The following is a 12,523-nucleotide window of genomic DNA, read 5'->3' as shown; positions in this document are numbered from 1 at the left end:
ATTGCCTGAAGTGCGAACGGCGGCCGGGGAACCGGCCGCCGTTTTTTTAGCCCACGCTCAGGTGCTCGTACAGGATCAGTCCCCCGATCGCAATGAGCACCAGCCCGCCGATCAGCTCCGCGCGCTTGCCCACCAGCTGCCCCAGCCCGCGCCCCAGCATCACGCCCAGGGTCACCATGGTGAAGGTCGCCAGGCCGATCGCGCCCGCGGTGGTGAAGATGTTGGCGTCGATGAAGGCCAGGCTGGCGCCCACCACCATGGCGTCGATGCTGGTCGCGAAGCCGGTGATCGCCAGCAGCCAGAACCCATGGCTGCTGGGCTTCTCTTCTTCCTCCTCGTCCGCCGTCAGGCTGGCGTGGATCATGCGCAGGCCAAGCACGCCGAGCAGGGTGAAGGCGATCCAGTGGTCCCAGGCTTCGACGTAGGGCGCCGCGACCTTGCCGAGGGCCCAGCCGACAATCGGAGTAAGGCCCTCGATCACGCCGAAGATCAGGCCCGTGCGCAGGGCTTCCTTGAGGTGGGGACGGTGCAGTGCGGCGCCCTTGCCGATGGCGACCGCGAAGGCGTCGGTGGACATGGCAAGCGCGATGGCAAGCGTGGCGGCTACATTCATTGAACTCTCGCTGGCCGGGCAAACACGAAGGCATGCCTGCACGGCCCGGTCAAAAGCGCGCAGGATGCCAAAGGTCTTGCCAACCGAGACGGCTGCCCGTACCACGTCGCCAGAGAGGCAACGAGTATGTTGATACGGGAACTCCTGAAGGGTCCAGGAGCAGGCTACTCCCCAATGGGTGCGGTCATCTTACACGAATACAAACAAAAAACCCAGCGACACGCAGGCGCGCCGCCGGGAAGACTACCCTAGGGACAGTGAGAAACGGGTCAGGCCGGCGCCGACACCTCGAGGTGCAGCTTGGCGTACTTCAGGCCAAAATACAGGATGAAGGCATAGCAGGCCGCCGGCACGAAGAAGGAGGTCTGCAGGCCGATCGAATCGGCCAGCGCGCCCTGAATGAAGGGCACGATGGCGCCGCCGACGATGGCCATGCACAGGATGCCCGAGCCCTGGCCGGTGTGGCGGCCGAGGCCATGCACGGCCATGCTGAAGATGGTCGGGAACATGATGGAGTTGAACAGGCCGACCGCCAGGATCGCCCACATCGCCAGCGCGCCCTTGCCGAAGATCCCCGTCAACACCAGCACGATGGCCACCAGCGAGTTGAAGGCCAGGCTCTTGCCCGGGCTGACGTAACGCATCACGGCAAAGCCGACGAAGCGGCCGACCAGGGCGCCGCCCCAGTACACGCTGACGTAGCCGGCGGCAACCGCCGGCGCCAGGCCCGCAATCTGCTGCTCGCCCAGGAAGTTGACCAGGAAGCTGCCGATACTGACTTCGCCGCCCACGTACAGGAAAATGGCGACTGCGCCCAGCACCAGGTGGCGGTAGGCCAGCGCCGACGCCTTGCCGCTGGCGGCGGCGGTGGTCTCTTCGCCGTGGCTGATCTTCGGCAGGCGCGCCAGTGCGAACAGCACGGCCAGGATCGCCAGCGCCGCGGCCAGCGCCAGGTAAGGCCCCTGCACGCTCGCTGCTTCATGCGCGCGGTAGGCGGCCAGCTCGGTGGCGTTCATGGCCGCCAGGCGGTCGGCGCCGACCGCCGCGGCGGACAGGATCAGGATGCCGCCCACGTAGGGCGCGATGGTGGTGCCGAGCGAATTGAAGGCCTGGGTCAGGGTCAGGCGGCTGGATGCCGTACTGGCCGGGCCGAGCACGGTCACGTAGGGGTTGGCCGCCACCTGCAGGATGGTGATGCCGCTCGCCAGCACGAAGAAGGCGAACAGGAACAGGCCGTAGCCGCTCTTCGACGCCGGGTAGAACAGCGCGCAGCCGGCCGCCGCGATCAGCAGGCCGATGACGGCGCCCATCTGATAGCCGACGCGGCGGATCAGGGCGCCGGCCGGCACCGAGACGATGAAGTAGGCGCCGAAGAAGCAGAACTGCACCAGCATCGCCTGCACGTAGCTGAGCGTGTAGATGGCCTTCAGGTGCGGGATCAGGACGTCGTTCAGCGATGTGAGCAGGCCCCACATGAAGAACAGGATGGTGACGATCACCAGCGGGCCGGTGTTGCTGCCGGTCGCCTGCGTCGTCGGCGAGATCGCCGTATTCGGTGCGGTTTGTGCCATGTTGTCTCCTCGTTTGCTTGTTATCGTTGTAGGTTCAGTTCATCGTCCAGCATCGCCGCGACCCCGCGCAGCGCCGGGTATTCCTCGGTGATCAGCCAGGTCGGGATCCGCGCCAGGTAGCCAGACAGCCGGCCCTTGCCCTCGAAGCGTTCGCGGAAGCGCGAGCCGGTGAACAGGCTGCCCAAGCGCGGCACGATGCCGCCGCCGATGTACATGCCGCCGGTGGCGCCCAGCGTGAGCGCGACATTGCCGGCCACGCTGCCCAGCACCGCGCAGAAGGTCTCGACGGTCTCGCGGCAGGCCACGCTGCTGCCGTCCAGCGCCCGGCCGGTGATCTCGGGAGCGCTCAGGCGCTGGCCGGCCAGCGCGCGGTGGATCAGTTCCAGGCCGAGGCCGGACAGCAGGCGCTCGGCCGACACGTGCCCGTACTCTTCCCACAGCGCCTGCAGGATCTTCATCTCCTGCTTCGTCACCGGCGCAAAGCTGACGTGGCCGCCCTCGCCCGCCAGCGCGATCCAGCGCGCGCCGCAAGGCACCACGCCGGACACACCGAGCCCGGTGCCGGGGCCGATCAAACCGATCGGCTTGCCCGCCTGTTCGACGCCGCCGCCGATGCGCTCGCGCTGCTCGGCTTTCAGGTGCGGCAGCGACATCGCCAGCGCCGCGAAATCGTTCACCACCAGCAGAGTGTCCAGGCCCAGCTCCGCCTTCAGCGCGCCGATGGAAAAGCTCCAGCAGTGGTTGGTCATGCTGACTTCATCGCCCTCGACCGGGTTGGCGATGGCGATCGCGGCGTGCCTGACGCCGTCCGCCGCCAGTCCCCGCACGGCAGCCTTGCCCAGGTAGGCGCGCACCGCGTCACCGATCGCCGGGTAGTCGCCGCAGGCCAGCACTTCGATGTCGGCGAAGCCGTCGCCGCCGGCCTGCTGCAGTGCGAAGCGGGCGTTGGTGCCGCCGATGTCCGCGAGCAGACGCACGCTTCCGGCCTGCCCGTTCATTGGAGCTCCTCGCAGCGGACGGTGTCCTGGTCGCCGGCCGCGCCGCCGACCGCATCGATATTGCCGATGGCGGCTGCGAAGGCGCCGGTGCTGCTCATGACGAATGGGGTATCGAGTCTGGCCAGGTCCGCGCCTTTGGCGGTGAAGCAGGCCAGCGGAATCTTGACCGCCTGCTTGCCCTTGCCGGCCAGGCGCTGGAACAGGGCCGTGGCGTCGAGCGCCGTGCCGCCCATCGCGATGCTCACCTTGCCGGCGGGCGCGGACTGCACGATGGTGTCGAAGCGCAGCACCGCATCCTTGCTCGCCGCCGCCGGCAGCGCCAGCGCCTTCATGCCATGGGCTTCGATGGCGGCCGGACCGGTCCAGGTGACCAGCTTGGCGTCCTGCTGGGTGTTGATCTGGGCGGTGGTGACCGTGATGCCCGGCAGGCTGACCGTGGCGTTCAGGTCCGCGCCCAGCGGCTGCACCTTGCCGCCGCTACGGATCTGCAGCGGGAAGCTGGCGCGGTCGGACTGGCCGAACAGCGGATACACGTTCGAGACGCCGCAGCCGCCGGCCGGGTAGTTCGTATCCAGCTTGCCCAGCTGCGAACGCGCGCCCTTTTTAAGGCCGTAGCCGTAGGCGAACAGCGGCGCGTAGTTGGCGTCGCCGACGTTGAGCGGGGTCTGGCAGACGGTCTTGGGCCAGGAGAAGGACAGCGTGCCCTTGAAGTCGTAACTCTTCGCACCCTTGGCCGCGACCAGCAGGTCAGATACCCCCTTGCCTTCCGTGCCCGGCAGCCAGGCCGCGATGAAGGTGTCGGACAGGTTCATCAGGTCGTTGACCCACAGCGGGCGGCCGGACAGGAAGACCGTCACCACCGGCTTGCCCTTGCCCGTCACCTGCTGCAGCACGGCCAGGTCTTCCGGATAACGGCTGCTATGGCGCAGGGTGCCGGACGGGCCGATGTCGCCGTCGCCTTCCGCATACGGGCCTTCGCCGATCACGGCGATGACGGCGTCGTAGTCGGCCGGGTTGACGTCCTTGGCGTCCAGGCTGAAGCGGACATTGGCGTCGCCGGCGGCCGCGCGGATGCCGGCCAGGATCGTGTCTGCATGCGGGAAGTCGGCATTCGTATTGGTCGTGCCCTGCCAGGTCAGCGCCCAGCCGCCGGTCTGGTTGGCCATGCTGTCGGCAGCCTTGCCGACCACCAGGATTTTTTTACCGGCCGTCAGCGGCAGCGCCGGGCCTTCGTTCTTCAGCAGCACCAGCGATTCACGGACTGCACGGCGCGCCAGCTCGCGTGCCTGCAAGGAATCGTCCTTGCCGGCATAGGCGTTCTGCGAGGGGCGCTTGCCGAACAGGCCGGCGCGCAGCTTGACGCGCAGGATGCGGCTGACGGCATCGTCGATGCGCGCCAGCGGGATGCGGCCGGCTTCGACGTCGGCCATGGTGTTCTTGATGAAGGCCTTCCACTCGTCGGTCACCATCACCATGTCGACACCGGCGTTGATGGCCTGGGCGCAGCTGGCGGCGGTGCAGCCCGGGACTTCGCCGTTGCCGTTCCAGTCGGTGACGACGAAACCGTCGAAGCCCATCTTCTGTTTCAGGATATCGGTCAGCATGGCGCGGCTGCCGTGCACCTTGCCGTAATTCTTGCCGGCGGCGACATCGTCCCAGCTGTTGAAGGACGCCATCACGGTCTGGGCGCCGGCGGCCAGCGCCGTGTAATAGCCCTGGGCGTGGATGTTCATCATGTCGCGTTCGCTGGACTTGTTGATGCCGCGGTCCTTGCCCTGGTCGGTGCCGCCGTCGCCCATGAAGTGCTTCGCGGTGGCGATAGTGTTGGCGTCCCGCCTGAACGAATCCTGCATGCCCTTCACGTAGACGCCGGCATATTCCCGCACTAACATCGGCTCTTCCGAATAGCTTTCATAGGTACGCCCCCAGCGGTCGTCGCGGACCACGGCCAGGGTCGGGCCGAACACCCAGGCGATGCCGGTGGCGCGCACCGCCTTCGCGGTGGCGGCGCCGATCTCGCCGACCAGCTTGGGGTCGCGCGCGGCGCCCAGGCCGATATTGTGCGGGAACATGGTGGCGCCGTAGACGTTGTTATGGCCGTGCACCGCGTCCGTGCCCCACACCACCGGCACCTTGATCGCCATGTCGGTGGCCATCGAGGCGTCGTAGAAGGCGTTCGCCATCGCCACCCAGTCGGCCGCCTTGGCATGCTTGTCGTTGTTCGGCCAGCTGCCGCCGCCGTTCAGCACCGAGCCGATATAGTACTGGCGGACCTCGTCCGGAGTCACGGACTTGATTTCGGGCTGGGTCATCTGGCCGACCTTCTGCGCCAGCGTCATCTTGCCGAGGATTTCCGCCACGCGCGCCTCGATGGCGGCGTCCTTCTTGAAGGCGCTGCTGACCTGCGGCCAGTCGTTCAGAGGTTTCGATGCCGGCTGGGCGGCGAAGGCCGGCAGGGCCAGTGCGATGGCGAGCGCCAGGGCGCTGGAACGAAGGGGCTTGTGCATGCGGGAGGTCTCCACGTTTTCTTTTTCGGATCGCATTGGAAACGATTCCAATGCGATCCGACAATAGTGAATGACATTGATGAAGCTGTCAACAAAAAGACCCTCTTCCCACGCCCGCTTACTCGGCCCGGAGGAAGGACTGGTACCACTTGGCGCTGTCCTTCAGGCGCCGCTGCTGGGTCGTGTAATCGATGTGGACCAGGCCGAAGCGCTTCTGATAGCCTTCGGCCCATTCGAAGTTGTCGACCAGGCTCCAGGCGAAATAGCCCTTCACCGGCACGCCGTCACCGATGGCCTGGCGCAGCGCGCCCAGGTGGCGCATCAGGTAGTGGCGGCGCTCGGTGTCGTGCACGCTGCCGTCTTCGCTCACGGTGTCCTCATAACAGGAGCCGTTCTCGGTCACGTAGATCGGTCCCGGGTGGTAGTCGTTCTCGACCCGCGCCAGCAGTTCGGCCATTCCCTGCGGCTCGACCGGCCAGCCCATCGCGGTGATGTCGTCGGAGTCCGGCGCCAGCACGCGGGCGCCCAGCGGCGCGTGCGCCGGATCGTCGGCGATGGTCTCGGGGAAGTAGTAGTTCACGCCCAGGAAGTCGGTCGGCACGGCGATCGCTTCCAGGTCGCCCGGCAGCACCGTCGGCGCACTCTCGCCCACCAGTTCCAGCGTTTGCGCCGGATAGCCGCGGCCATAGAGCGGATCGAGGAACCAGCGGTAGCGCAGGCCGTCGTGCCGCTCCATCGCCGCGATATCGCGCGGGTTATCGCTGGCCGCGCGCAGCGGGTGCAGGCTGAGCGAGATGCCGACCTTCGCATCCGGCACGTTGGCGCGGATCACCGGCACCGCCTTGCCATGCGAGAGCAGCACGTGGTGGCTGACCTGCAGCGCGGTCTTGAGATCGGTCAGGCCCGGCGCGTGCCAGCCTTCGAAGTTGCCGATGATGGACGTGCACCACGGCTCGTTATGGGTGATCCAGTGCTTGACGCGGTCGCCCAGCTTGCGGGTCATGGCGTCGGCCAGCTCGACGAAGGCGTCGACGGTGGCGCGTTCGTTCCAGCCGCCGCGGTCCTGCAGGTACTGCGGCAGATCCCAGTGGTAGAGCGTGGCCCAGGGCTGCAGGCCGCGTTCCAGCATGCCGTCGACCAGGCGCGAATAAAAGTCCAGGCCCTTCGGGTTGACCTTGCCGGGCTCCGTGAAGATGCGCGGCCAGGCAATCGAAAAGCGGTAAGCGTTCAGGCCCATTTCGCGGCCGATGTCGAAGTCCTCCGGCCAGCGGTGGTAGTGGTCGCAAGCGACCTCCCCGCTCGAACCGTCCTTGATGCGGCCCGGGGTCGCCGCAAAGCGGTCCCAGATCGATTCGACGCGCCCGTCCTCGTGCGCCGCGCCCTCGATCTGGTAGGACGAGGTCGCGCAGCCCCACAGGAAGTCGGAGGCGAATTCGGCGCGCTTGGGCGCTTGCGGTTCGGTGCGGGTCGGTTTGCTCATGGTCTCGTTTCTTCAGTAGTGTTCTTGAACTCGTTGGAAAGCTTTCCAGTGTCCGTACAAAAAAAAGCGCCTGGCGCGGCGCCGCTCCGGCATGCCTAGGCCGCCTTGCGCCTCCCGGTGGCGGCCTTCGACAGCGACGCGCGCAAGGTCACGCTGACCGGGAAGTCGCGGGTCACCGGCCGTTTCATGTCGTAGCACAGGTTCAGCAGCGCGTTGATGCCGTTCTGGGTCATCTCGCGCCACGGCATGTGCACCGAGGTCAGGCGCGGCGCCGAAAACGCGGCGCTGGGCGTGTCGTCGTAGCCGATCACGGACAGGTCGTGCGGCACGCGCACGCCGGCTTCCTGGAAGTAGGACAGCGCGCCCACCGCCATCTCGTCGTTGGCGCAGAACAGCGCGCTGCACTGGTAATCCGATTCCAGCAGCGCCTTGGCCGCGGCCCAGCCGCCAGCCGGCGAGAAGTCGCTCTCGATGCGCCAGATCTTGCCGGGGTCGATGCCCTGCTCGCGCAGCTCGCTGTCGAAGCCGTCGATACGTGCCACGCTGTCCTCGAGGCGGCGCGGGCCTTCGATCAGCGCGATGCGGCGGTGCTTGTGGTCCAGCAGCGCACGCGCCGCCAGCCGTCCACCCAGCGTGTGGTCGACCGTGAAGCACTGCTCGGCGATGCTCTCGAAGCTGTGGTTCAGCGCCACCAGCTGGCCGGCCTTGATGCCCAGCGAGGGGATGTCCTCTTCCTGCAGGGCGCTGGTCATAACGATCAGGCCGTCGCAGCCGCGTTCGATCAGGAACTCGATGCCGTCGATCGCCTGGCGCCGCTCGTCGCCGAGGCCGACGCCGAAGGCCAGCACCATGTGCAGGCCGGCGGCGCGCAGTTCGGTGTCGATGATCTGCAGGATGGGCGTGTAGAAGGTCCCGCTCAGCACCGGAATATACACCCCGATCATGCGGCTGGAACCGGACAGCAGCGCGCGCGCCGCGTGCGAAGGACGGAAGCCCAGCTCGTCGATGGCCTTCTTCACCTTTTCGAAGGTGGCCGGCGACACCGAGCCCTTGCCGCTGACCACGCGCGAGGCCGTGCCCAGTCCGACACCGGCTAGCTTCGCTACATCCTTGATAGTGGCCACAGGCAGATCCTCAGACTAAATTCAGGGTCGATAAAAACAGAAGCATAACGTATCCCGCCCGCTCAGAGTCGGTTTCCCGACTGCGGATCGAACAGCGAGACCCGGCTCGCATCCACGCCGAAGCGCACTTCCTGGCCCGGCGCGAAGGCGCCGTCGTCGCGCACCAGGGACGCCAGCGTATGGACGCCGCAGCGGATCCATACCACCTGGTGATTCCCCATCGGCTCGACCAGGGACACGGCGCCGCGCATCGGGCCATCCGCGCGGATCGCCACGTGTTCCGGCCGTATGCCCAGTACCGCGACGCGGTCCGTGGCGGCTGCCGCGCAGCAGCCGGCGCCCGGCCGCACATCCAGTTCGCCCGCCGTGAAGCGCCCTTCCCCGTCGAGCCGGCCCTCGACGAAGGCCATCGCCGGCGCGCCCAGGAAGCCGGCCACGAAACGATTCGCCGGGCGCTCGTAGACTTCCAGCGGGGTGCCGATCTGCTGCACCTGGCCGCCCTGCATGACGACGATACGCGAGGCCAGGGTCATCGCCTCGACCTGGTCGTGGGTCACGTAGATCATGGTCGAGCCGAGATTCTGGTGCAGCAGCTTCAGTTCACGGCGCAGTTCGGCGCGCAGCTTGGCGTCGAGGTTGGACAGCGGCTCGTCGAACAGGAACACCTGTGCCTGGCGCACCAGCGCGCGGCCGATCGCGACCCGCTGCCGCTGGCCGCCCGAGAGCTGGGACGGCTTGCGGCTCAGGAGCGCGTCGAGCTGCAGCATCTCCGCCGCGTGCGTGACGCGGCGCTTGATCTCGGCCTTCGGCGTGCCGGCGATCTTCAGGCCGAAGGACATGTTGTCTTCCACGCTCATGGTCGGGTACAACGCGTAGGACTGGAACACCATGCCGATCCCGCGCTCGCTGGGGTCGGCGTCCGTCATGTCGCGGCCGCCGATCTCGATCGCGCCGGAGTCGGCGTCGACCAGGCCAGCGATGCTGTGCAGCAGGGTCGACTTGCCGCAGCCCGAAGGCCCCAGCAGCACCAGGAATTCGCCCGGCTCGACCTGCAGGTCGAGGTCGCGGATGATGCTCTTCCCGCCCAGGATGATGTTCAGTTTGCGCAGGTTCACGTTCGCCATGCTGTCCTCTTAACCTTTCACTGCGCCGGCGGCGATGCCGCGCACGAACCAGCGGCCGGATGCGAAATACAGGGTCAGCGGCACCAGCGCGGTGAGGATGGTCGCGGCCATGTTCACGTTGTACAGGCGGGTGCCGGTGGTGGTGTTGATCACGTTGTTCAGCTGGACCGTCATCGGCAGGTTCTCGCGTCCCGCGAAGACCAGGCCCAGGATGTAGTCGTTCCACACGCCTGTCACCTGGATGATGGCCGCCACCACGATGATGGGCAGGGACATGGGCAGCATGATGCGGATAAAAATGCGCCAGAAGCCGGCGCCGTCCACGCGCGCCGCCTGGAACAGCTCGTGCGGCACCGAGCAGTAGTAATTCCGGAACAGCAGGGTCATCATCGGCATGCCGAACACCAGGTGCACCAGCACGATCGCCGGCAGCGAGCCGAACACGCCGGCCAGCGCCAGCACCCGCACCAGCGGATAGATCATCACCTGCACCGGTACGAAGGCGCCGGCCATCAGGATGCCGAACAGGAGGTTCGCGTAGCGCGGGCGCCAGAACGACAGCGCATAGCCGTTGATGGCGCCGATCAGGATCGGGAGGATGGTCGACGGAACCGCGATCGCCACCGAATTCCAGAAGCCGGTGCGCAGGCCTTCGCAAGCGGCGCCGGTGCACACCGTGCTCCAGGCCTGGCGCCAGGGTTCCAGCGTGGCGGCCAGGGGCAGCGCGAAGATGCCGCCGTGGCGGATCTCGTCCATGCTCTTGAACGAGGTGACGATCATGACGTACAGCGGCAGCAGGAAGAACAGCGCGGCGCCGATCAGGAAGGCATAGATGCCGATGCGGGCCGGCGTCAAGCGGCGCTTGCGCGTGCGGACCGCGTTGCGTTCCCCGGCAGCTGCGGCCGGCAGGCGCTGGGCGATGCTGTTGAGGTTCATGCGGCCTCCTTGCGGCTGCGTGCGTAGGCATAAGGCGCGAGCAGCGCCAGCACCGGCACCAGCAGCACGACCGCGCCGGCCGAAGCCAGGCCGACGTTCGAGCGCAGGAACAGGTGGTCCATGATGAACTTGGCCGGCACTTCGCTGGCGGTGCCGGGGCCGCCCTGGGTCATCGCGACCACGGCGTCGTACAGCTTCACCACCGCGGTGGCCAGCAGCAGCAGGACCGTGGCGATCGTCGGCCACAGCATCGGCAGCACGATCTGCAGGTAGACGCGCCAGGCCGGGATGCCGTCCAGGCGCGCGGCCTTCCAGATTTCCGGGTCGACGCCGCGCAGGCCGGCCAGCATCAGCGCCATCACCAGGCCCGAGGCCTGCCACACGGTGGCGATGACGACGGTGTAGATCGCCATGTCCTGGTCGACGATCCAGCCGAGGGTGAAATCGTGCCAGCCCAGCGCGCGCACGGCGGAATCGATGCCGTCGCCGGGCTGCAGCAGCCATTGCCACACCAGGCCGGTGGCGACGAAGGACATCGCATATGGATACAGGAATACGGTGCGCAGCACACCCTCCCCGGTCACGTTCTGGTCGATGAAGACGGCCAGCAGGAAGCCGATCACCAGGCAGGCCAGCACGAACAGCAGGCCGTAAACCGCAAGGTTGTTCAGCGAGAGCATCCAGCGCTCGTTGTCGAACAGGCGCTGGTACTGGGCCAGGCCGATGAAGTGGCTGGACGGGAAGGTGCGCGAGGCCGTCAGCGACATCCCCAGCGTCCACAGGCCCGCGCCGATGTAGCCGACGAGGACCGTGACGAACATCGGCAGCAGCGCCGTGTAGGGCGTGATGTTGCGGAGCTGGCTTCTGGCGATCATCCGGGTCCCCTCCTTAATAGCGCAGCGCCGAGGCGATGCTCTTCTGCGCCTTCTCGACCGGCATATTGGTGTTCCAGTAGGCGGTCAGGACGTCCTGCAGCGCGCCGTTCTGGTCCGGCGTCAGGTAGACCTCGGTCACGCCCACCGGACGCGAGCGGTCGCGCAGGATCGCCACGCCCTTCTGCGCACAGACATCCAGCTCGCTGGCGTCGAGGTCCGGGCGCACCGGAAGCGAACCTTTCAGCTTGCTGAACTGGAGCTGCACGTTCGGACGCTGAACCACGCTGGCCATCAGCTTCTGGGCCTGGATGGCGTCGCGGTCCGCGGTCTTCGGGAACACGAACACGTCGCCCTGGATCAGGTAGGGACTGTTGGCCGACAGGCCGGGAATGCAGCCGTACTGGCGTCCCGGGCTCTGGCCGGCGTTGGTGAATTCGCCCTTGGCCCAGTCGCCCATGATCTGGATGCCGGCACGGCCCGAAATGACCAGCGCGGTGGCGTCGTTCCAGTTGCGGCCCGGCGAGGCCGGATCGACGTAGTTTTGCAGGCGCTTGTAGGCCAGCAGCACCTTGCGGAAGGCGGCGGAATTGATGGCCGCCTGGTCGCGGTCGCGGATCACTTTCAGATACAGCTCGCGCCCGCCCAGGTTCGATAACATGCTCGAGAACAGGATGACTTCCTGCCAGGACTGGCCGCCGTGGGCCAGCGGGATCAGGCCGGCGGCCTTCAGCTTGTCGAGGGCGGCGAACAGTTCGTCCACGCTGGCCGGTTCCTGCTTGACCCCGGCCTTGGCGAAGGCAGCCTTCGAATACCACAGCCAGGTCTGCATGTGGATGTTCATGGGCGCGGCGTACCAGTGGCCCTTGACCTTGATGACGCCGACGATGGGTTCGGGCAGCAGCTGATCCCAGTTCTCGCGCCGCGCGACCTCGTCGACGTCGTTGAGCATGTCTTCCTCGATGATGTCGAGGAACTGCTTGGAGGTGTTGAACTGGGCGGCGGTGGGCGGATTGCCGCCGATGATGCGGTTGACGGTGACGGCGCGCGACTGGTCGCCGCCGGCGATGGCGCTGTCGATCCAGGTGCCGCCAGCATCGCGGTAGGCCTGGGCGACCTGGCGCACGGCGGCCGACTCGCCTCCCGAGGTCCACCAGTGGATCACCTCGGCCCGCGGACCGGCATGCGCCGCCGCAGCGGATGCGCACAGCCAGGCGGCGAGCGCCAAGCTACGACCTGCAACCATCTCGTCTCCAATGTATCGGCTGCCATTTGCGGGGACCTCCGTTTGGAAACGT

General features: G+C 67.1%; 10 protein-coding genes and 1 riboswitch. All 10 genes read right to left on the bottom strand.

Going from position 1 to position 12,523, the window contains the following annotated elements:
- Positions 1-46 precede the first annotated feature (46 nt).
- The 10 genes from mntP to AC07PE_RS11150 all read right to left on the bottom strand — a co-directional run bounded on the left by mntP (position 47) and on the right by AC07PE_RS11150 (position 12,471).
- Positions 47-613, bottom strand: a complete 567-nt coding sequence (gene mntP, locus AC07PE_RS11195) for a manganese efflux pump MntP (protein WP_498764228.1) — start codon at positions 611-613, stop codon at positions 47-49.
- Between the two features lie 9 nt (positions 614-622).
- Positions 623-798: riboswitch (yybP-ykoY riboswitch) on the bottom strand.
- An 84-nt stretch (positions 799-882) separates the two neighbouring features.
- Entirely contained in the window at positions 883-2,184 is a 1,302-nt protein-coding gene (gene fucP, locus AC07PE_RS11190) for an L-fucose:H+ symporter permease (RefSeq protein WP_498764226.1), read from the bottom strand.
- A gap of 20 nt (positions 2,185-2,204) precedes the next feature.
- Positions 2,205-3,182 (bottom strand): glucokinase, encoded by a 978-nt coding sequence (locus AC07PE_RS11185; RefSeq protein ID WP_498764224.1) that lies wholly within the window; start codon positions 3,180-3,182, stop codon positions 2,205-2,207.
- Positions 3,179-5,689 (bottom strand): glycoside hydrolase family 3 protein, encoded by a 2,511-nt coding sequence (locus AC07PE_RS11180; RefSeq protein ID WP_498764222.1) that lies wholly within the window; start codon positions 5,687-5,689, stop codon positions 3,179-3,181. The genes AC07PE_RS11185 and AC07PE_RS11180 overlap by 4 nt, the downstream gene beginning before the upstream one ends.
- Before the next feature lie 118 nt (positions 5,690-5,807).
- Positions 5,808-7,169, bottom strand: coding sequence for a GH1 family beta-glucosidase (locus AC07PE_RS11175; RefSeq protein ID WP_498764220.1), 1,362 nt, complete (start codon positions 7,167-7,169; stop codon positions 5,808-5,810).
- Between the two features lie 95 nt (positions 7,170-7,264).
- Positions 7,265-8,293, bottom strand: a complete 1,029-nt coding sequence (locus AC07PE_RS11170) for a LacI family DNA-binding transcriptional regulator (RefSeq protein ID WP_498764218.1) — start codon at positions 8,291-8,293, stop codon at positions 7,265-7,267.
- Positions 8,294-8,355: 62 nt separating this feature from the next.
- Complete coding sequence (locus tag AC07PE_RS11165) at positions 8,356-9,417, bottom strand: ABC transporter ATP-binding protein (protein WP_498764216.1); 1,062 nt, start codon at positions 9,415-9,417, stop codon at positions 8,356-8,358.
- 9 nt (positions 9,418-9,426) lie between these two features.
- Positions 9,427-10,353 carry a carbohydrate ABC transporter permease gene (locus AC07PE_RS11160; RefSeq protein WP_498764214.1) on the bottom strand — a complete coding sequence of 309 codons (927 nt, stop codon included), beginning with the start codon at positions 10,351-10,353 and terminating at the stop codon, positions 9,427-9,429.
- Positions 10,350-11,228 carry a carbohydrate ABC transporter permease gene (locus AC07PE_RS11155; protein ID WP_498764212.1) on the bottom strand — a complete coding sequence of 293 codons (879 nt, stop codon included), beginning with the start codon at positions 11,226-11,228 and terminating at the stop codon, positions 10,350-10,352. Before AC07PE_RS11155 ends, AC07PE_RS11160 begins: the two co-directional genes overlap by 4 nt.
- Positions 11,229-11,241: 13 nt before the next feature.
- Complete coding sequence (locus AC07PE_RS11150; protein ID WP_498764210.1) at positions 11,242-12,471, bottom strand: ABC transporter substrate-binding protein; 1,230 nt, start codon at positions 12,469-12,471, stop codon at positions 11,242-11,244.
- Between the last annotated feature and the right edge of the window lie 52 nt (positions 12,472-12,523).

It is taken from the genome of Telluria sp. GW821-FHT07G12, assembly GCF_059418525.1.
This window is presented reverse-complemented; position numbering and strand designations above follow the sequence as displayed.

Bases quoted from the DNA above. Each gene is read 5' to 3' on its own strand.
- fucP (WP_498764226.1), bottom strand. From the start codon at position 2,184: ATGGCACAAACCGCACCGAATACGGCGATCTCGCCGACGACGCAGGCG.
- AC07PE_RS11175 (WP_498764220.1), bottom strand. From the start codon at position 7,169: ATGAGCAAACCGACCCGCACCGAACCGCAAGCGCCCAAGCGCGCCGAA.
- AC07PE_RS11155 (WP_498764212.1), bottom strand. From the start codon at position 11,228: ATGATCGCCAGAAGCCAGCTCCGCAACATCACGCCCTACACGGCGCTG.
- AC07PE_RS11180 (WP_498764222.1), bottom strand. From the start codon at position 5,689: ATGCACAAGCCCCTTCGTTCCAGCGCCCTGGCGCTCGCCATCGCACTG.
- mntP (WP_498764228.1), bottom strand. From the start codon at position 613: ATGAATGTAGCCGCCACGCTTGCCATCGCGCTTGCCATGTCCACCGAC.
- AC07PE_RS11160 (WP_498764214.1), bottom strand. From the start codon at position 10,353: ATGAACCTCAACAGCATCGCCCAGCGCCTGCCGGCCGCAGCTGCCGGG.
- AC07PE_RS11150 (WP_498764210.1), bottom strand. From the start codon at position 12,471: ATGGTTGCAGGTCGTAGCTTGGCGCTCGCCGCCTGGCTGTGCGCATCC.
- AC07PE_RS11185 (WP_498764224.1), bottom strand. From the start codon at position 3,182: ATGAACGGGCAGGCCGGAAGCGTGCGTCTGCTCGCGGACATCGGCGGC.
- AC07PE_RS11165 (WP_498764216.1), bottom strand. From the start codon at position 9,417: ATGGCGAACGTGAACCTGCGCAAACTGAACATCATCCTGGGCGGGAAG.